At 47.1% G+C, this 19,211-nt stretch carries 17 protein-coding genes; 11 read left to right on the top strand and 6 right to left on the bottom strand.

Annotated elements, in window-relative coordinates; genetic code table 11:
• The first annotated feature begins 420 nt into the window (after positions 1-420).
• Genes HB364_RS12890 through HB364_RS12880 form a run of 3 tightly spaced genes read left to right on the top strand, consistent with a single transcriptional unit; the run spans position 421 to position 2,735 of the window.
• Positions 421-888, top strand: a complete 468-nt coding sequence (locus tag HB364_RS12890; RefSeq protein WP_167288382.1) for an NUDIX domain-containing protein — start codon at positions 421-423, stop codon at positions 886-888.
• Between the two features lie 33 nt (positions 889-921).
• Entirely contained in the window at positions 922-2,148 is a 1,227-nt protein-coding gene (locus HB364_RS12885) for an XdhC family protein (protein ID WP_167288381.1), read from the top strand.
• Positions 2,145-2,735 (top strand): nucleotidyltransferase family protein, encoded by a 591-nt coding sequence (locus HB364_RS12880; protein WP_167288380.1) that lies wholly within the window; start codon positions 2,145-2,147, stop codon positions 2,733-2,735. The genes HB364_RS12885 and HB364_RS12880 overlap by 4 nt, the downstream gene beginning before the upstream one ends.
• Positions 2,736-2,762: 27 nt before the next feature.
• Here HB364_RS12880 and HB364_RS12875 read toward each other — a convergent pair whose 3' ends face one another.
• Complete coding sequence (locus HB364_RS12875; RefSeq protein WP_167288379.1) at positions 2,763-3,107, bottom strand: hypothetical protein; 345 nt, start codon at positions 3,105-3,107, stop codon at positions 2,763-2,765.
• The gene (locus HB364_RS12870; protein WP_167288378.1) at positions 3,104-3,907 is read right to left on the bottom strand and encodes a type II toxin-antitoxin system antitoxin SocA domain-containing protein; all 804 of its coding nucleotides are present in this window, start codon (positions 3,905-3,907) and stop codon (positions 3,104-3,106) included. Before HB364_RS12870 ends, HB364_RS12875 begins: the two co-directional genes overlap by 4 nt.
• A 131-nt stretch (positions 3,908-4,038) precedes the next feature.
• On the opposite strand from HB364_RS12870, the gene HB364_RS12865 reads away from it, so the two are divergent.
• From HB364_RS12865 to HB364_RS12850, 4 genes are all read left to right on the top strand, one after another.
• Positions 4,039-4,971, top strand: coding sequence for an SMP-30/gluconolactonase/LRE family protein (locus tag HB364_RS12865; RefSeq protein WP_167288377.1), 933 nt, complete (start codon positions 4,039-4,041; stop codon positions 4,969-4,971).
• 46 nt (positions 4,972-5,017) lie between these two features.
• Positions 5,018-6,481 (top strand): alpha-L-fucosidase, encoded by a 1,464-nt coding sequence (locus HB364_RS12860; protein WP_167288376.1) that lies wholly within the window; start codon positions 5,018-5,020, stop codon positions 6,479-6,481.
• A gap of 81 nt (positions 6,482-6,562) precedes the next feature.
• Entirely contained in the window at positions 6,563-7,003 is a 441-nt protein-coding gene (locus tag HB364_RS12855; RefSeq protein WP_167288375.1) for a VOC family protein, read from the top strand.
• 92 nt (positions 7,004-7,095) lie between these two features.
• The gene (locus HB364_RS12850; protein ID WP_167288374.1) at positions 7,096-7,956 is read left to right on the top strand and encodes a ThuA domain-containing protein; all 861 of its coding nucleotides are present in this window, start codon (positions 7,096-7,098) and stop codon (positions 7,954-7,956) included.
• A gap of 72 nt (positions 7,957-8,028) precedes the next feature.
• On the opposite strand, the gene HB364_RS12845 is transcribed toward HB364_RS12850, so the two are convergent.
• Entirely contained in the window at positions 8,029-8,907 is an 879-nt protein-coding gene (locus HB364_RS12845) for a polysaccharide lyase (protein WP_167288373.1), read from the bottom strand.
• Positions 8,908-9,212: 305 nt separating this feature from the next.
• Between HB364_RS12845 and proB the strand changes: the two genes are divergently transcribed.
• Positions 9,213-10,244 (top strand): glutamate 5-kinase, encoded by a 1,032-nt coding sequence (gene proB / locus HB364_RS12840; RefSeq protein WP_167288372.1) that lies wholly within the window; start codon positions 9,213-9,215, stop codon positions 10,242-10,244.
• Positions 10,245-10,256: 12 nt separating this feature from the next.
• The gene (locus HB364_RS12835; protein ID WP_167288371.1) at positions 10,257-11,498 is read left to right on the top strand and encodes a glutamate-5-semialdehyde dehydrogenase; all 1,242 of its coding nucleotides are present in this window, start codon (positions 10,257-10,259) and stop codon (positions 11,496-11,498) included.
• Between the two features lie 3 nt (positions 11,499-11,501).
• Here the strand turns inward: HB364_RS12835 and HB364_RS12830 are convergent, their stop codons facing one another.
• Entirely contained in the window at positions 11,502-12,989 is a 1,488-nt protein-coding gene (locus tag HB364_RS12830) for an NHL repeat-containing protein (protein WP_167288370.1), read from the bottom strand.
• A gap of 200 nt (positions 12,990-13,189) precedes the next feature.
• On the opposite strand from HB364_RS12830, the gene HB364_RS12825 reads away from it, so the two are divergent.
• Positions 13,190-14,767, top strand: coding sequence for a hypothetical protein (locus HB364_RS12825; RefSeq protein ID WP_167288369.1), 1,578 nt, complete (start codon positions 13,190-13,192; stop codon positions 14,765-14,767).
• Here HB364_RS12825 and HB364_RS12820 read toward each other — a convergent pair.
• Together HB364_RS12820 and HB364_RS12815 are read right to left on the bottom strand one after the other, a co-directional pair.
• Positions 14,764-15,477 (bottom strand): LytR/AlgR family response regulator transcription factor, encoded by a 714-nt coding sequence (locus HB364_RS12820; RefSeq protein WP_167288368.1) that lies wholly within the window; start codon positions 15,475-15,477, stop codon positions 14,764-14,766. The two genes, HB364_RS12825 and HB364_RS12820, sit on opposite strands and share 4 nt — an antisense overlap.
• A gap of 1 nt (position 15,478) precedes the next feature.
• On the bottom strand, positions 15,479-16,522 hold the full coding sequence (locus HB364_RS12815; protein ID WP_167288367.1) for a sensor histidine kinase: 1,044 nt from the start codon (positions 16,520-16,522) through the stop codon (positions 15,479-15,481).
• Between the two features lie 242 nt (positions 16,523-16,764).
• Between HB364_RS12815 and HB364_RS12810 the strand changes: the two genes are divergently transcribed.
• Complete coding sequence (locus HB364_RS12810) at positions 16,765-19,209, top strand: outer membrane beta-barrel protein (protein WP_167288366.1); 2,445 nt, start codon at positions 16,765-16,767, stop codon at positions 19,207-19,209.
• Positions 19,210-19,211: the final 2 nt, after the last annotated feature.

Below are 19,211 nucleotides of genomic sequence, written 5' to 3'. Positions count from 1 at the left end.
GCTTACCAGGCAATGCCGGCAGGAAATAAAAACGAATATTAAGTTAGACAGAAACAACACCGGAATACGGAATTGCCAGTTCTTTATTTACGCAATCGTTCCCGGCAACCCATAGCCTAAATAGTAATAAGGTGGGTCGCCCTGCAGCGTGGCAAAAGCAGCGCAGGAGGGCGGCTCACCTTAGTTTGTAACAGGATCCCAATAAAAAAGCCATCCGGCAATGGCGGGATGGCTTTCCTGACCCCTTGGTCAGCAGATATTTTGATGGATCATACCCCGGTTAGACGATACCAACCTGGAGTGTCCATGAATGATCTGTAGATTTCATGAATACCTCCTTTTCTTTGGTGAGTGGGAAATATAAAGTTAGGGAAAAACAACTATGCGCTTCGTTGCTTTGGAATTTTTTAACTTTAGGTAATGGCGAAACAGAGCGCGGGCATCCTGCTGTACAGGAAAGTCCACAAAGCGACAGAAGTGCTCCTGGTATATCCTGGCGGTCCTTTCTTCTCCGGGAAAAATGATGCAGGCAAATGGACAATACCCAAAGGTGAATTTACCGAAGAAGAAGAAGAGCCTTTACAGGCGGCCATACGGGAAATGGAGGAAGAAACAGGCTTTCGCCCGGAAGGGGAATTCATTTCCCTGACCCCGATTAAACAAAAAAGCGGTAAGATTGTTCATTGTTGGGTAGTAGAAGGTGACCTGGATATCACCACCATTGTAAGCAATACCTTTGAGCTGGAATGGCCGCCCAAATCGGGTAAAAAGAAAACATTCCCCGAAATAGCCAAAGCGGCCTGGTTCTCCATCCAGGCGGCCAAAGAAAAGATCAATGAACGGCAGATCGCCTTACTGGATGAACTACAACAGCTAATGCATGCTTAACCTTGTTTAATTTTAGTAATTTACCGGCAGGTTATGAAAGAAATAGAAGACATTATACAATCCTGGAAAAAGGCGCAGGAGGCCGGCAAAAAAACTGCCCTGGCTACCGTAGTGCATGTGGAAGGCTCCTCTTACCGCAGGCCGGGCGCCCGGATGCTGGTAACAGAAGATGGTGAGCTTACCGGCGCTATCAGTGGCGGCTGCCTGGAAGGTGATGCGCTCCGGAAAGCATTACTGGCCATCTCACAACAGCAGAACAAACTCGTTACCTACGATACCACCGATGAAGATGATATACAGTTCGGCGTACAGTTGGGCTGTAATGGTATTGTACACATCCTCTTTGAGCCTATTGATCCGGCGATCACCAATCACCCGGTAGCGTTGCTGGAAAAAGCGATGTCAACAGGAAAGGAGACTGTCATAGTAACGCTGTTCTCCCTCGCCGCTTATGATGGTATTCAACCCGGCACCTGTTTACTGCATGCCAATGGCGTTGTTCACAGCAGCCTGGCTAATCCTGTTTGGGAAAAAGTTACCGGCAACGATATACAGGAAGTGTTACATACCAACACCTCCCTATTGCGTGAATACAAGCTGGATGAAAATATTACCAGCGGGCTGATTGAGTTAGTAAAGCCACCGGTATCGCTCATCATTGTGGGCGCGGGAAATGATGCCTTACCCCTGGTAAAAATGGCCAACACACTTGGGTGGCATACTACCATCGTGGATGGCAGGCCGGGACATGCCAACCGGCAGCGGTTTCCCGATGCACGGTATATCATTACCGGCAAGCCTGCCGTTGCTATGGAACAAATACGGCCAGGCGCTCAAACAGCCTTTGTGCTCATGACGCACAACTACAACTACGATAAGTCCATGCTGCAATTACTGCTCGGGCAGCCTTACGATTATATAGGTGTATTGGGGCCGGGCAGAAAACTGGAGCGTATGCTCAAAGAACTGGAAGAAGAAACAGGCATCGCCGTCACCGATGCTATGCTCAGCAACATTTATGGCCCCACCGGACTTGATATTGGCTCAGAGACTGCCGAAGAGATCGCTTTATCCATCATGGCCGAAATAAAAATGGTGTTGTCTGCCAGGGTTGGCAATTCCCTGCGTGATAAAAAAGGTTCTATCCATCAACATGAGCAATACCTGTTGCAGCATCCTAAAGCTACCAATCCTACTACTGACCCGGTAAGCTGCACCATCACGGAACAACTATCCAATAACAATACATCTACTGTATGACCACTGCCCTGCTATTACTGGCGGCGGGCGCTTCCTCGCGCATGGGACAGCCCAAGATGTTCCTGACCTGGCAGGGCAAAACTTTCCTGGAGCATACGGTATCGGCTGCGGCTGCCATCAGCAAACCTGTTTTTGTGGTCACCGGCGAACATACCCGCGCTATTGCAACAGCCTTACAACACTACGAAGTACAGTTAATACCCAATGAACAATGGCAGGAAGGCATGGGCACCTCTGTGGCTGCAGGTGTAACCGGCATGACACAGGCAGGATTTACGCCGGATGCCCTTATCATTGCGGTGTGCGATCAGCCTTTTATTACTACTGAACTGTTGCAGCAAATGATCGCTGAAAAAGAAAGGTCGGGCAAAGGAATAGTAGGCTGCAGCTATGACAATACGATTGGCACGCCGGTACTATTTGATAAGCAGTACTTTCCGGCCTTGCAACAACTGAATGGACAACAAGGCGCTAAACGCCTCCTACAACAATTCCCGGAAGAAGTGGCCACCATTCCCTTTCCCCTGGGAAGTATAGACATTGATACGCCGGAAGATTATGAGCGGCTGAAGAATTTGTCACCCTGAGCTTGTCGAGGGAGCTTTTATAAATGCTTATTTGAAATGTTTAATAACCCGTTGCTTGTCTTCACACTCTTTTTCGCCTTTATGGTAGAGCTCTATGAAGACGATCTTCTGTTCTTCTTTGAATAATGCATAGATCAATCGCATTCCGGAGTTAACGCCCCGCCCTTTTAATGACCTGCAGGCAATCTTTTTTACTTTTATGATGCAGGTTTCAATACCCAGGTTATCAATCCGGAAACTGAAGGGAGGACGCTCATCCGGTGATATACGCAGTACTTTTTTCACTACTTCCATGTCCTCTGCCAGGGTGCGGTATTTCTTAAGCAGGTTTTTCAGGTCTTTCTTATACTCCGGCAACTCATCAAAATTCATGGTTCCTCTATTTCGTTACCATAATTCCGTACTGTAAACGGCGCTTCCCGGTAAAAGGCCAGCTCATAGTCAATATCTTCTCCTTCTTTGGAGGCAAGCCAGGGCATGTCTTTATGTGACCAGGCACTGATAGCAGCAGCAGACCAATCGGAAAACTGGGCGATCACTTTATCAATTACTTCTTTCTCACTCGCTTTTAGTAGTGTAAGATCGGGCTTTTCGAGGGGGATATAGCGGGTTTGAGGATAGCCATGATAATCCGTTTTGATCCGCTGTAACTGGTTTTGATCTACCATCTGATTTACAATGGTATCCAGCTTTTGTGGCACCGGACCGTAAGGCAACTTGCGGTACCTGGCCCCGGTCAGATGCTCTTCATATAATTCATAATAATTAAAATCTGCGAAATAGAGCAGCTTGTATAATACGGTTTCACCAACATTCGGTTTTCCGGCACAACGTTCCAGGACGTATAACAATACATGCCTGAATTTATCCACCTGCAGGGCAGGAATGGAAACACGCATGGTAGTTTGTTGCGGATCAATTGTCATCATTTCTTCAGGTTGTTCAGTGGTAGAAAAATCTTTGGATACAAAATCATCTAATGAAAAACCAAGTACCTCAGCAAATTTTTGCAGCTCCAGTACATCTACACTCCTGTTACCCAATTCAATCTGGGCAAGAGAGGGCCTGGATAGCTGTACTCTTTTGGCAAGGTCTTCCTGTGATAATCCCTTTAATTTCCTGAGTGCTGTAAGGCGTTGGCCAATCAGCTTTTGTGACAGTTTTGATCTCATAACTCCCCACAAATATACAAAGTTTTATAATAAAACAAACAATTGTTCTAAATAACAACAATTAATATAAGCCTAAAACCAATAAATAATCTCCTGAATTGCTTAGCATTGTATTCTCAAATGCCGCCATCATGATCATCAACCGCTCCTTTTTGCTACTTGTATCAATAAGTTGCGCCCTGTGTTCTGTCTCTTGCAGCACCGCGGGAAAAGCCTCCGCTCCTCTTGTTACAGATACACTATCACCGGTATATGAAAATGCCAGTCCAACGTTGATTGCCCGTCAATTCAGTTTTACAGAAGGGCCTGCTGTAGATAAACAGGGTAATATCTTTTTCACCGATCAGCCCAATGATAAGATCTGGAAATATGATACAGAGGGAAAGCTCTCCCTGTTCCTGGATAAAACAGGAAGGTCGAATGGGTTATCCTTTGATAAAAAGGGAAATCTCATTGCCTGTGCTGATGCGGAAAATGAATTATGGTCCATTGCACCTGATGGTAAAGTCACCGTGCTCATGAGTAATTACGAAGGAAAGAAAATGAATGGCCCCAACGATCTGTGGCTTGACCGCAAGGGAGGTATCTACTTTACAGATCCTTATTATCAACGTAAATACTGGACCCGCCAGAAGGCAGAGTTGGATAAACAACAGGTATATTACCTGGCCCCCGGAACAAAAGACCCTGTAATGGTAGCCGGCGATTTCACCCGGCCCAATGGCATTGTAGGCAGCAAGGATGGTAAAACCCTGTATGTAGCGGATATAGGCGCAGGCAAGATCTATAAATACCAGGTCAATAAAGATGCTACGCTGAGCAACCGCGAGCTCTTTGCCTCCCAGGCAGCAGATGGTATGACGCTGGACCAGGAAGGGCATCTGTATGCTGCCGGCAATGGCGTAACCGTGTACAACTCCCAGGGAAAGCAGATTGCGCATGTTGATATACCGGAAAAGTGGACTGCCAATCTTTGTTTTGGTGGTAAGAACAGGGATCAATTGTTCATCACTGCATCTACTGCCATCTATACTTTGCGTATGCGTGTGAAAGGAATAGAATAAAACATATTCACCCTATTTTTATCAATTATTAATCATTCTTGTAAAAATGCTCCGATCATTCAGGCTCCGTTTACTGCACCTCTCCTGCCTGTTGTTGCCGGCAGGATTATTGGCACAAACCACTAAAGTAGCTCCTCCTGCGCCGGTATTGCCCCTCCCTACCCCACAGCAACTGGCCTGGCATGAGATGGAGATGAATGCATTTGTGCATTTTACTACCAACACTTTTACCGATCTTGAATGGGGCTATGGCGATGAGCAGCCTGCTATTTTCAATCCCACGCAAACAGATGCGGGACAATGGGCAAGAACCCTGAAGGAAACAGGTTTCAAGACAATGATCTTGACCTGTAAGCACCACGATGGATTTTGCCTGTGGCCCAGTAAATACACAGAACACTCCATTAAACACAGTCCTTATAAAAACGGAAAGGGCGATATTGTAAGAGAAGCCAGCGATGCCTGTAAGAAATATGGATTGAAGTTTGGCGTGTATTTATCCCCCTGGGACAGGAACCGGGCCGATTATGGTTCTCCCTCGTATGTTACTTACTACCGTAACCAGTTGAAGGAACTGTTCACCCAATATGGTCCTGTTTTTGAAATGTGGTTTGATGGCGCCAATGGCGGTGACGGTTACTATGGCGGCGCGCGGGAAAGAAGAAGGATCAATGGCGCTACCTATTACGACTGGCCCACTACGTTACAGATGGTGCGTGGTATACAACCCAATGTTATTTTCTTCAGCGATGCAGGACCCGGTGTACGCTGGGTAGGTAATGAACGCGGTGTGGCAGGAGAAACCAACTGGAATACCATTTCCACTGATACTTTATATGCCGGCAAACCCAATATCAATACATTACTGAATACCGGTTCACCCGATGGCAAGCAATGGGTGCCTGCTGAAGTGGATGTGTCTATCAGGCCCGGCTGGTTCTATCATGCCAAAGAAGACAGCGAGGTAAAAACACCGGAGGAATTGTTTGATATCTATTTGACCTCCGTAGGACGTGGTTCTACCTTGTTGCTGAATGTTCCTCCTGACCGCCGCGGACTGTTTCATGAGAATGATGTGAAAGCATTGCGCGGATTTGCGGCCCTGCTGAAGAAGGAATTTGCAAAGAACCTGGCACTGAAAGCACCGGTAAAAGCAGACAGCTACCGGGGTAAACAGCCGGCCTTTGCTGCCCGCAATCTTACTGATGGCAACAAAGCAACTTATTGGGCTACTGATGATGATAAAACTACCGGCAACTTTGAAATTACACTGCCTGCCAATTCCACGGTACAATACATTGTATTGCAGGAATACATTAAGCTGGGACAACGTGTGAAGACATTTACAGTAGAAGCCTGGCAGGATGGTGACTGGAAAAAGATAACAGAAGGTACTACCATCGGATACAAACGCATATTAAAAATCGCTCCCACAAAAACCAATAAGATCAGGGTAAACATAACAGATGCCAAGGCCTGCCCGGTCATCTCGAACGTAGAAATATATTAATATTCCCTGCCGGCTCCTGACATAAGGCTGTCAGGGGGTGGTATTAGGTTTGTAGCACATTAATCATCTAAAAGTAAGAAAATGGCTACAACACACTCATTCCGCGGATTTGCCACTATTAATTTCTTTGCCGGCGATATGAAGGCGGCAGGGAAATGGTATTCCGAACTTTTTGGCGTGGAACCCTATTTCCAGCGTCCGGATGCCGATAACCCGGCTTATATAGAATGGCGCCTTGGCGACTACCAGCATGAATTTGGCATTATAGACAGTAAATTCATGCCGGGCGGTCCGGCGGCCAATCCGGGTGGCGCCGTATTATACTGGCATGTGGATGACCTCGAAGGCACGCTTGAAAGACTGAAAGCCATGGGCGCCAAAGAACACCAGCCCATCATTCCCCGGGGAGCAGGTTTCATTACAGCCTCCGTGATAGATCCCTTTGGTAATATCCTGGGCATCATGACGAACCCGCACTACCTGGAAATACTGAATAAAGACAAGCTCGATGTTTTTGCCTAGCTCCTCGGAGGGCTGCCAGAAAGATTGCCTGGGAATGGTAGTGATAGGGGATGTGAAAAAGCGTTAATTTGGAGCAAACCTGTCATCGGAACATGAAGACGAACCTGCTGCCCCATAAAACATTCATTTGCTGCGTCCTAAGCCTTAGCCTTTTACTGAATGGCCTGGCGCAGAACAGCACCTCCCCGTTTAAAGTCATTGGGTTTTATACCGCCAAAAACGATCCCGCACACATCAGTTATGTGCAGGAGGCCAATAAATGGCTGGCCAAAGCAGCCGTGGACAATCATTTTGTCTACGACTCCACCAACAACTGGGATAATATGAATGCCCGGTTCCTGGCGCAATACCAGGTCGTGCTTTTTTTAGATACGCGGCCCGATTCACCAGCCCAGCGGACTGCCTTTCAGCAATACATGGAACAGGATGGCGCCTGGATAGGATTTCATTTTGCCGGCTTTGCGCTCACTCCCTCTGCTTTTCCGCAAAACTGGGACTGGTACCACAATCAGTTCCTCGGCTGCGGAGAATACAAGGGTAATACCTGGCGGCCAACAGCAGCCGTGCTGCGGGTGGAAGATGGCAAGCATCCTTTCACCAAACATTTACCGGCCACTTTTAAATCGGCTCCCAATGAATGGTATAGCTGGCAGAAAGACCTGCGCAAAAATCCCGCTATAAAGATCCTGTTGTCTATTGATTCCACCAGCTTTCCCCTGGGCACTGGTCCCAAGCAACATGAAATATGGCACAGTGGTTATTATCCCGTTGCCTGGACCAATACCCGGTACAGGATGCTGTATGTGAACATGGGACACAATGATATCGACTATGAGAACAAGACCAATAAGGAGTTGTCATTCACCTTCGCCAATGAAACACAAAACAGGTTTATCCTCGATGCATTGTTATGGCTGGGCAGGAGTAAAACGGCCGTCATAAAAAATAATTAACCCATATAAACCTGCAATCCCCGGCCTTAGGGCCAGGGATTGCAGGTTGGTCGCTTGCCGGGTTAACGATTCCTAATTACTGATCTTGTGTACGGACAGGTTATCGTAATAGATATACCCAACAGTGGGTGACATCCAATAACTTTGGCTGCCGCCACGGAAGGTATGGAAGGTCACTTTCTTAATTAAGCGTTGTGCATCATTGGTAGTCCATCGTATGGGAATATCCAGCAGCGTATTGCCATCTACCAGTATCTGCGCCCGGCCATTGGTACTGCTGCCGGTATTGCTCTTAATATACATGTGTACATTATAGGTTTGTCCCTTGACAAGGCTTCCTGAAGAAGGGTAAGACTTACCAAAATTATCTCCATACTCATCAATCTGGTCCCTGTGATACACATAAGGATGGAAATAAACGCGGCCATTGTTATTGTACCACATCAGGCGCAGGGTACCGCCATTACCATCCCAGGCAGGATCGCCGCCGGCATTGCCTTCACCAATGGCAAAGCCGAAGCCAACTTTTCCTCCCCGGCTCCAGTCGAACTGGCTGTGAAAACGAATGGAAAAATCCAGCTCATAAGCAGAGCCGTCAGAAACATCAATATTGCTCACAATCCCGCCGGCCCCTGAAAGGGCATTGGGCTCAAGCGTTACCCGCAGGTTGCCATTGGAGATCATAGAACGGGATTCATTCCACCCGCTGATATTTCCAAAATCGCCTGATGCCTGCGCGGTAGTATAAGTACTGCCGTGGGCATAACCGTCCCAGTTTTCAGAGAAAGTGCTGTTAATGGCATCCAGGCCCGTTTCTTCCGGTGTAGCGCCGATAGTGGGCGTTTCATTGGTAACCGGTTCCTGAACAGGTTGCTTTTTACAGGATAGAGTGGCCATGCCCAGAAATAGGAGTAGCATAGCTGCATAATGTGCATTGATTTTGATTTGCATTTCTTTTCATTTAATTGGATAGAAAATATAAAATAAGGACAAGCGATCATCAACAGATCGGTGGTCTTGACCACGCCCAGGCAGGCGTTTTAGCAGCAAATCACTTGGAGAAAAAGAAGATCATGGGGTGCCAATGAGGCATTCAGTCACACGATCTTAGGGAAGATACACAACTACTACTTGCCAATGATAACACCAGTTGGCATTTTAGTAAGCTGTATATTCCTATAGCCTGAATTAAAGAGCCGCCATTACCGGGTTATTTGTTATTTTTACCGCCATTACTCTATAAAAGAAGTGTAGAAATGTCCGCGAAAGTTTTAGTGGTTAAGCTGGGAACAGCGGTGATCAGCAACCAGGAAGGGAATATAGACACAGGTATTATCAAAAAAGTAGCCGATGAGATAGCCCTGCTGAGCCGTAAATACCGGTTGGTACTGGTTTCCAGTGGTGCAGTGGGCAGCGGTAAGAAATTTCTGCAGGATTATAAAGGCACTTTATCCGAACGCAAGGCAGCAGCAGCGGTGGGCAATCCCATTCTCATACAACTATATGCCCGGTATTTTAGTCAGCATGGCATTACGGTGGCCCAGGCCCTTTGTGAGCGCGTGCACTTTTCCAATCGCAACCAGTTCCTGCAGTTAAAAGAAACATTTATTACTTTCTGGAAAAACGGGATTATACCCGTCGTGAATGAGAATGACCTGGTGAGCAATGTGGAGATCAAGTTTTCTGACAATGATGAACTGGCTACCCTGATAGCAATTGGCTTCGATGCCAGTTCTCTTATTTTATGCACTTCCACCGGTGGTTTGCTGGACGATCAGAAACAGATCATTCCTCGTATCGAGAAGGTAACATCCGTCATGAAATATGTAAGCACAGAGACCAGTGGCGTGGGCCTGGGCGGTATGCTTTCCAAACTCACCTTTACCCGGCTGGCCACTTCATTGGGCATACGGGTGATCATTTGTGGTTTGAAGGGAGAAGCGCCGCTTACAGCAGCACTGGAAGAGCGCAACGGGTCTTGTTTTGTACCACAATCCTCTACCCTTGGCGCCCGCCAGAAATGGCTGGCCAGTGGCTCTATTACCCTGGGAACAATTTATGTAGATAAAGGTGCGGCTAAAGCCTTACTGTCCAGGAAAAGTCTGCTCACAGTAGGTATTACCTCCGTGGCCGGTAAATTTGCAACCGGAGAGGTGGTGCAATTGATTGATGAGGAAGGCAATCTGCTTGGCGTAGCCAAAACCAAAGCTGATGCGAAAGCCATCAATACCCAGCTTACCGTGAAGAATGTAATTGCAGCGCATGCTGATGACATCGTTTTATTTTAATGATCGCAGGAAATGAAAACAGTATTACCCTTACTGATAAAAACACACCGGGCAGCAACCAGTCTGCAGGCACTATCCAACCAGCAATTACAGCAGTTGTTGCGGGCATTGGGCGATGAACTCGTATTGCAAACAAAGGCCTTACTGAAAGCCAATGCGAAAGACCTGGCCCGGCAGGCCCCTGATAATCCCCGTAACGACCGGCTGCTCTTAACGGAACAACGGATAAAGAACATTGCCAACAGTATAAAAAAGGTAGCCAAACTACCCGACCCTACGGGCAAAGTATTGGAGAAAAGAACGTTGCCCAATGGCTTGCAGCTACAAAAAATAAGTGTGCCATTGGGTGTGGTAGGCGCTATTTATGAATCAAGGCCCAATGTAACCTTTGACATTGCCGCCCTTTGCCTGCGCAGCCGCAATGCCAGCGTACTCAAAGGCAGCAGTGAAGCAGCCGATACCAATGAACTGGGCGTTAAGCTCATTAAAAAAGTATTGAAAGAACACGGCGTTAACCCCGATGTAGTAACCTTGTTGCCTCCTGCAAGGGAAGTAGTGGACCAGCTTTTTACCGCCACCAAATACATTGATGTATTAATACCTCGTGGTTCCGACAGCCTGATACAATATGTGCGTAAGAACAGCCTGGTGCCGGTTATTGAAACAGGCGCCGGTGTATGCCATGTATACGTAGAAGGTAAAGCCAACCTGAAGAAGGCAGTGGATATTGTAGTCAATGCGAAAACATCCCGGCCATCAGTATGTAATTCCGCAGATGCCATACTGGTAGATAAGAAGATCGCCAGGACCTTCCTGCAACAATTACAACCAGCTTTTAAAGCGCATGCCGTAGAAATATTTGCAGACAAGACCGCTTATGACCTGCTGAAAGGTTATCCTCATTTACAGCCCGCAAAAACAGCCGATTTTGGCCGCGAATTCCTGAGCCTGAAATGCGCCATTAAAGTAGTGGAAGGAATAGAGGAAGCACTGGACCATATAGCCACCTACTCTACCAAACATTCCGAAGCCATTGTATCGGAAGATAAAAAAACCTGTGAGCGTTTCATCCGCGACGTGGATGCCGCTGCTGTGTATACCAATGCTTCCACCCGCTTTACGGATGGAGAAGAGTTTGGCCTCGGTGCAGAAATTGGTATCTCCACGCAAAAGCTGCATGCCCGCGGCCCCTTTGCCCTGGAAAAACTGGTCACAGAAAAATGGGTAGTACGGGGTAATGGGCAGGTAAGATGACAATTAATATACCGTAATCTTCCAGATACACCTGTAACCATCATCGGAGACATAAATTAGTCCATCATTTCGTGCGGCTACCCCACCAACAATGTCCATGCGGATAGCGCGGGCAGCTTCTTCAAAATAATCGGGTCCTACCAGCGCCACGGATACCGGCATCCAATACGATCCTTCCACGGGAGGCAATCCTCCGGGAGGGCAACCACCAGCACATTGGGAATTGGTATTGCGATGACCAACTCCCGCCAATGTAATCACCTGACCAGATGAGTTATTAATACGTCTCAATGCTCCATTGGATCCATCAGCCACATATAAATACGTACCATAAGAAGCGATTGCCTTGGGATAAGAAAATTGTGCAACAGCACCGGTGCCATCGTTTAAACTTTCAGCATGTACTAAACCAGCCAGGGAGGAACGCGTACCATCAGGGGCGATACGGGTAATACCCTGGAAAACGCCGGAGAACCCGCTTACATAAAATAGATCATTAGTGCTGGAAACCGTCAAACCGGCAGGTATTCGCACCTCCGCATCACCAGTGGGACTGGTCCGGCTTCCGGGAAGCGTTGAAACAATACCTTCAGGAGTAATTTTTCTGATCTGGGAAGCATTCGGGTCAGTTCTATACACCTCTCCTACATAGATATTGCCCGTTGCGTCCAATGCCAATCCCTGCCCTTTATCATTGCCTCCCGGCTGATAAGCCCGCTCGCTGCCAAATTTAAAGCTGGCCGCCGTACCTGTACCATCTGTATTGCCAGGCATACCGCTTCCTGCCAGTACATTAATTGTTGCGGGTGCTCCTATATCTATTTTCAGGATGCGCTGTACGGTGGCATCCGCAACATATAAACAATTCCGGCTGCGGTCAAGCCCGATGCCCACCAGTCTCCCGAATTCACCGCCCGATCCCGCAAACGGTGTAACTGCTCCCGCGGGCGTAACTTTCAATATAACATCATGCGAGGCATCCTGGTCAATAACATATATATTTCCATCTCCATCCAGCGTCATCTCAGCAGGCTCCCGGAAAGTGCCGTCCGGCATACCTTTCGCATACCCGGCAAGGATTTGGCCTCTTACAGTAGGTCTGTAAGTAAAATTGCACCTCGGACATAGCCTCAGTAATTGATTGCCGATTAACAGGTTTATGGATACATTAATAGAAAGCGTATACAACATGATCGGTACTCGGGTAAGGATATAGTTCTTTTCTGCCTTTAGGATGGGAACCTTTATGGTATCAAACTGTATAAACCCTTCTTTAACCAGATCACCCGCCTGGTTAAGGGCAATAAATTTATCGGATACAAGCCTGATCAGCCGGCCGGCATAAAAATCCTTGATAGCCTTTCCCAATGAATCATACATCGTAACATCTTCTATAGTGGCAGAGGGAGCATCCTCTTTTGAAAAAGGCCATTTGACACAGGAAGTGAGCAACAACAGGAAAAGGCCGGTTGATACGATCAAACGTTTCATACAATAATCATTTATTGGAAGTAATAAAAACGGAAACGTTTACATAAGGAGGGTCCTTCAAAGATAGGTGGGTTATAAGAACAGGGAGCTACATGATGATGTAGTTCTCTCGTTCACCTACAAAATCCCGTCGTTCACATACATCCTTATCATCCGGCCGCCATAGATCATACTTTTAACATTTATATAAATGTTCCCTTATGCGACTGAGATTATTCCTGATCACCGGCTGCCTCTTTTTATCAACTGCGGCCTTTACCCAGGTAGGCATTAATACCGATGGAAGCGTACCGGAGGCCAGCGCCATGCTGGATATTAAAAGCACCACCAAAGGATTGCTCATCCCATCGATGACAGCGGCACAGAAAGCCGCTATCACTGCTCCCGCTACTGGGCTGCTTGTCTTTCAAACCGATGCCCCCGTTGGTTTTTATTACAACAGCGGTACGCCCGGCACGCCCAACTGGATAGCCTTGACCACCACCAATGCCACCTGGCAAACTGCAGGCAATAGCGGCACCGTGCCAGGAACTCATTTTATTGGCACTACTGATGCACAGGACCTGATCACCAAAACCAACAACACAGAGCGTGTGCGGACAAGGGCTGGTGGGCAGGTGATAATCAACGGAACTATTCTGAGATCATCATCGGATGCGCTGGAAGTATTCGGAACAGGCGCCAATGGTGCTATCAGTAACTTTGGTTATCCCATCAATGGTTACAGTGCAGGCGCTTTTGCCGGTGTTTATGGAGAAAATCAAGGCACGGGTCAGGGAGTATGGGGAGCTAATAACAGTACGGGATCCGGTGTTTACGGCAGTAATAGTGCTGGCGGAGCCGGCGTGATGGGCACCGCGACGAACGGAATTGGAGTAGACGGACGAACCAGCGCTGCAACCAATCCGGGTGTTCACGGCACGAACTTCCAAATGTCTGGTACAGGCGTACTGGGATCGGGTAATAACATGACGGCTATGACGCTCCATCCTACCGGTTCAGGCCTGGCAGCTAATGGAAGCTATGCCGGCACTTATTCTACCGGTTTGGATGCCGGCAATGGTATCGGTGTTATCGGTCTGGGCAATGGCATAACAAGTTATAACAATGTAGGCGGCGGGGCAGGTGTAGTAGCACAGGGTGAAAATTTTGGCCTGACAGCTTATGCCAGTTCACCAGGTGCAGCAGTAACGAACGGAAAATGGGCTGGTTATTTTGATTACCTGCCATCAGGTAATGGTTTTGCGTATATAGGCGGACGCACCGGAAATACGGATTATGCTATTTTGTCCAGCGGTACAAAATCGACCATGGTAAAGGATGAGCAGGACAGGAACCGCATCATGTATTGTACAGAAGCACCGGAAGTATTATTTCAGGATATTGGCACGGCACAACTGGTGAATGGTAAAGCCCACGTAACTATTGATCCTATTTTAGCCCGCAATATTTCTGTTAGTAAGGAAAGGCCCTTAAAAGTATTCATACAACTGGAAGGCGATTGCAAAGGCGTGTATGTTACCAATAAATCGGCTTCGGGCTTTGATGTTATCGAACTGCAAGGTGGCACTTCCAATACTTCTTTCAGCTACCAGATTATTGCCAACCGGGCCGACACCAAAGAAGCCAATGGCAGGGTGAACTCCCGCTTTGCGGATATGCGTTTTCCCATAGGTCCTGAAAGAGAGGCAGGAAAACTGATCGAAGCAGTAAAGATAACAACGGCGGCCTCAGAAAATATAATTCCGGCAAGAATGGCAAATCCTTCAAAACCTTAAAGCCCCAACTGCTTCAGGAAATCGTCTTTGTAATTACTGCCGATGGGGATCTCTGTTTTACCAATGTATACCCTGTTGCCTTCTATATGGGAAATGGCCGCTTTGTTCACGATGAAGGAGCGGTGCACCCGGATGAATAAGGAACGAGGTAATTGTTGCTCAATAGCGGAGAATGTCATGCCCGGCATCAGCGTATGTTGCAGCATCACAATTTTGGTATAATTGCCATTAGCTTCCGCATAAAGAATATGGCTGTATAAAACTTTATAGATCTTACTATCGGTCCTGATAAACGTAAAGTCCTCTCCTCTGACCTCTACCGGACCGCCAATAGAAGGCGGAACAGGTTTGTTCAACTGATTGATAGCTTTATCTACTGCTACAATAAACCGGTCGAGGGAAAACGGCTTCAGCAGGTAATCGCAGGCTGCCAGGTCGAAAGCGTTCAAGGCATATTCCTTATAGGCAGTGGTAAATATTACCTGCGGAGGGTCTTTGACTGTTTTCAGAAAAGCAATGCCATCCAGTACCGGCATATTGATATCCAGGAAGAGAATATCAATAGGTTGCTCTTGCAGTACTGCTTTGGCTTCAAGGGCATTGGCGCAGGCAGCCACTACGTTCAGCACAGGTAAATGATTACAATAACCCTGGATTATTTCCCGGGCGATGGGCTCATCATCCGCAATGAGGCAATTAAACCTGTTCATTTCACTTCACTTTTAACTGCAGCATGACACTATAAAACCCATCTTCCTCTATTATTTGCAGGTCATGCTCTCTGGGGTATAACAGCTCCAGCCTTTTTGTAACATTGTCCAGACCAAAGCCGCTATTATTACCCAAGATACTCTTTTCATCCCGCACACCGTTACTTGAATTTTTAACAGCAAACAATATCTTTTTACCCCATATCTTCAGTTTAATATCTATGAAAACCTCCTGTTCCGTGGTGTTCTTCGCATGCTTGAAGGCGTTCTCAATGAACACGATCAACAACAGTGGCGCTATCTTTATTTTCGGATCAATATGATATTCCAATTCAGTAACCAACTGCAACTTCTCCCCGATCCGTATTTTCTCAAAGTCTATATAATTGTGCATGTACTCCAGTTCATTCACCAGCGGCACAAACTGCTCCCGTGCGTCATATACTGAATAACGAAGCAGGTCAGACAGCTTTAACAATAAAGGGGGCACATTTTCGTGCCGCGATAAGGAAATACCATAAATATTATTCAGTGTATTGAACAGGAAATGCGGACTCAACTGGCTTTGCAGCAACTTAAGTTCACTCTGGCTTTGTTCGGCAGTAACCCGGGCATCCTGCAACTGGTTCTTGACAGTGGTACGCACCAGTTTAATAAGAATGCCTGTTGAAATACTTAATATCAACAACGGCAATCCTAAAAATAAAAAGCCCATAAAATGCTTGCTACCGGTGATCGTAAGCCCGGCAACTATGAACACGATGATCGTACAGGCAAGCATGAGCACAATAAATAGTATAAAAATCCACCGGGGAACCACGCGGTATTTGTTGATCCATATCTGGGATACGTAACGTCCTATATAAACACCTATCAGGATATAAATGGTGATGAGAAAAGCAATCTGCTCTGAGTTCCTGTTCATAAGCGCACTTACATAGAAATCGGCGGTCAGGAAGATGGGAATGCCTGCCGCAAGGATCAACCACAGGTGCTGTGTATTCGAATCAGACCGCCCATTTCCTGCTTTATTCCAAACCTTCATATTAGTTATTTTTTAGCTGATGTATTACCTGCAAAGCTGATCATCGAAATTTATGTAGGAAAACTTTCCTGATGAACCGGGCCGCACTTGTGACAGACTCCCCCTGTCAACTGATGAATATTTTTGTCCTTCCCAAACGGCCTTCTGTCATGGATTTACCGGCATACAACATGATTATTTCAAAGGGCCCTATCCCTGGGCCAAATTTGCCCTAAACCTGCATCCATCCTAAATAATACGCCATGAAATCATTTATTACTATCCTTTGCACTGTATTCCTTACGGTGCATGCACTGGCTCAGTCAACCGGCAAGACCATCAGCGGCCAGGTCAAAGATATACAAAATGAACCCGTAGCAGGCGCCACCCTCCAACTACGGAACGCCGGCGACTCTGCCCTTATCCAAACAAAAACAGCGAAGGATAATGGCCGTTTTGAATTTGCCAACCTGCCTGATGGTATGTATATCCTTACCATCACAGCCACCGGCACCCAACAATATACCAGTACCCCGCTTACCCTTGCAGGAGATCGTGCCCGGTTGGTGCTTCCTGCTATCATTTTATTGCCCCAAAAGAAAATCGACCTGAAGGAAGTGGTGGTGACCGCCAAAAAGCCATTGATAGAACAGGACATTGACAAAACAATTGTGAATGTGGAGGCTATGATCAGCAGCGCCACCAGCAATACCCTGGAAGTGCTGGAAAAAACACCCGGCATAACGGTGGATGCCAATGGGGAGATCAGCCTGAACGGCGCCACCGGTGTAAATGTGCTCATTGATGGAAGACCCACGTATATGAGCGGCCGCGACCTCGCCGCTTACCTAAGGTCTTTACCCGGCAGCATGCTGGACAAAATTGAATTGATGACCAATCCGCCGGCAAAGTATGATGCCAATGGCGGGGCCATTATCAACATCCGCCTCAAAAGGAAAAGAACACAAGGTTATGCCGGCAGCGCCACCATCAATTACAACCAGGGTAAATTGGCCAGAAGCTACAATTCACTCAACCTGAATTACCTCAACAGAAAAGTCAACCTGTTTGGTAATTTCAGCTACGGCAGGTATGCAGGTTATAATGACGACATCACCAACAGGTCATTCTATACAGGTAGTACACAAAAAATTGCAGCCGTAACATTACAGAACTATTCTTCTTCAGGCAGTAATGAATGGAACGGCAGGCTCGGCATGGATTACACCCTATCGTCCAAAACTACCATCGGTTTTATCGGAACTACCGCTTCCCGCCGCAGAAAAGAATTATCGGATTACATCAGCAACAGCTACAGCACAGGTAATATACCCGACTCCATAGGCTGGGGAAATACGGATAGCAGAAGTACCTGGCGGGAGTTGGGCGGCAATATCAACCTGCAGCACAGGTTCGACAATGCAGGTAAAGAACTGACAGCCGATATCAATTACATCAACTACAACAACAAAGGCAATCAGGTATTACAGAATTTTGTGAGCCAGTCGTCCGGACAGCTCAGCCATAATGAGTTTTTGTACAACCTGCCTTCCAATATGGATATATATACGGCCAAGGCCGATTATTCGCACCCGTTAAAAAACAAGGCTTCCCTGGCCGGTGGTCTTAAAACCAGTATAGTGGAGAACGATAATCAATCAGATTATTTTGGGGTGGATGGCAGCACCGCTGTTCCCGATTACGGCAGATCGAACCACTTTATTTACCGGGAGAACATCAATGCGGCCTATATCAATGGGCGGAAAGACTGGAAGCGGTTCGGTATGCAGCTTGGCCTGCGGTTGGAAAACACCCAAACCAAAGGCCGCCAACTGGGCAATGCCATGGTACCTGCCAGCACCTTTACCAATGATTATACGAGCCTGTTCCCTACGGCCTTCTTTTCGTATAAACTGGATAGCCCGGGCCGGCATACTTTGACGTTGAACTATGCCAGGAGAATTAACAGGCCCGGCTACCAGCAACTCAATCCCTTCCTGTTTTTTGTAGACCAATACTCCTACACCACCGGCAACCCTTACCTGCAACCCTCTTATGGCAATCGCATAGAGGTAAACTACCGGTACAAGCAGTTGACGAATACCATATTCATGTTTGAGCGCAATACCGACGGTGTTTATGGTGCTACCCGGATGGAGGAGAATATCCTGATCACCCGGTCGGAAAACATTGCCGCCCGGCAGATGATGGCCCTGCTCTTTTACCTGAATTTAAAACCCACCAAATGGTGGACCCTCAATTATCATATTGCCGGCGCCCGGTTTTCAACAACCGGACAGGTATATACAGAGAGGCTTGACCTGCACATATATACCTGGCGCACCAACTTCCTCAGCCAGTTCAGGTTTCCTAAAGACTGGAGTGCGGAGATCTATGCGGCCTATAACGCACCCAATATTAACTGGCAGCGTATTGTGAAAGCCAGGTATTGGGTCAATGCTGCTGTACAAAAGAAAGTGCTGAAAGGCAAAGGTTCCTTGAAGGTCAATGTAGAAGACATCTTCTATACCCTCCGGTGGAAAGAGGAAACCAAAGGTTTAAAACAGGCGATGTCCTATCGCACCAGCATTAATGATACCCGCAGGGTGGGTATTGCTTTCAGTTATAGTTTTGGTAAAGAAACTTTCGCCCGCAAACGCAGGTACAACGATAATACGGCCGATGATGTAAAAGAACGGGCACAATAACC

Origin of the sequence: Paraflavitalea devenefica, from assembly GCF_011759375.1 — a bacterium.
In the GTDB taxonomy this organism is placed as follows: domain Bacteria; phylum Bacteroidota; class Bacteroidia; order Chitinophagales; family Chitinophagaceae; genus Paraflavitalea; species Paraflavitalea devenefica.
This window is presented reverse-complemented; position numbering and strand designations above follow the sequence as displayed.

Excerpts from the sequence above, each read along its gene's own strand:
- HB364_RS12845 (WP_167288373.1), bottom strand. The coding sequence starts at position 8,907 with ATGCAAATCAAAATCAATGCACATTATGCAGCTATGCTACTCCTATTT.
- HB364_RS12855 (WP_167288375.1), top strand. The coding sequence starts at position 6,563 with ATGGCTACAACACACTCATTCCGCGGATTTGCCACTATTAATTTCTTT.
- HB364_RS12880 (WP_167288380.1), top strand. The coding sequence starts at position 2,145 with ATGACCACTGCCCTGCTATTACTGGCGGCGGGCGCTTCCTCGCGCATG.
- proB (WP_167288372.1), top strand. The coding sequence starts at position 9,213 with ATGTCCGCGAAAGTTTTAGTGGTTAAGCTGGGAACAGCGGTGATCAGC.
- HB364_RS12850 (WP_167288374.1), top strand. The coding sequence starts at position 7,096 with ATGAAGACGAACCTGCTGCCCCATAAAACATTCATTTGCTGCGTCCTA.
- HB364_RS12815 (WP_167288367.1), bottom strand. The coding sequence starts at position 16,522 with ATGAAGGTTTGGAATAAAGCAGGAAATGGGCGGTCTGATTCGAATACA.
- HB364_RS12875 (WP_167288379.1), bottom strand. The coding sequence starts at position 3,107 with ATGAATTTTGATGAGTTGCCGGAGTATAAGAAAGACCTGAAAAACCTG.
- HB364_RS12810 (WP_167288366.1), top strand. The coding sequence starts at position 16,765 with ATGAAATCATTTATTACTATCCTTTGCACTGTATTCCTTACGGTGCAT.
- HB364_RS12825 (WP_167288369.1), top strand. The coding sequence starts at position 13,190 with ATGCGACTGAGATTATTCCTGATCACCGGCTGCCTCTTTTTATCAACT.
- HB364_RS12865 (WP_167288377.1), top strand. The coding sequence starts at position 4,039 with ATGATCATCAACCGCTCCTTTTTGCTACTTGTATCAATAAGTTGCGCC.
- HB364_RS12890 (WP_167288382.1), top strand. The coding sequence starts at position 421 with ATGGCGAAACAGAGCGCGGGCATCCTGCTGTACAGGAAAGTCCACAAA.
- HB364_RS12885 (WP_167288381.1), top strand. The coding sequence starts at position 922 with ATGAAAGAAATAGAAGACATTATACAATCCTGGAAAAAGGCGCAGGAG.
- HB364_RS12830 (WP_167288370.1), bottom strand. The coding sequence starts at position 12,989 with ATGAAACGTTTGATCGTATCAACCGGCCTTTTCCTGTTGTTGCTCACT.
- HB364_RS12820 (WP_167288368.1), bottom strand. The coding sequence starts at position 15,477 with ATGAACAGGTTTAATTGCCTCATTGCGGATGATGAGCCCATCGCCCGG.
- HB364_RS12860 (WP_167288376.1), top strand. The coding sequence starts at position 5,018 with ATGCTCCGATCATTCAGGCTCCGTTTACTGCACCTCTCCTGCCTGTTG.
- HB364_RS12835 (WP_167288371.1), top strand. The coding sequence starts at position 10,257 with ATGAAAACAGTATTACCCTTACTGATAAAAACACACCGGGCAGCAACC.
- HB364_RS12870 (WP_167288378.1), bottom strand. The coding sequence starts at position 3,907 with ATGAGATCAAAACTGTCACAAAAGCTGATTGGCCAACGCCTTACAGCA.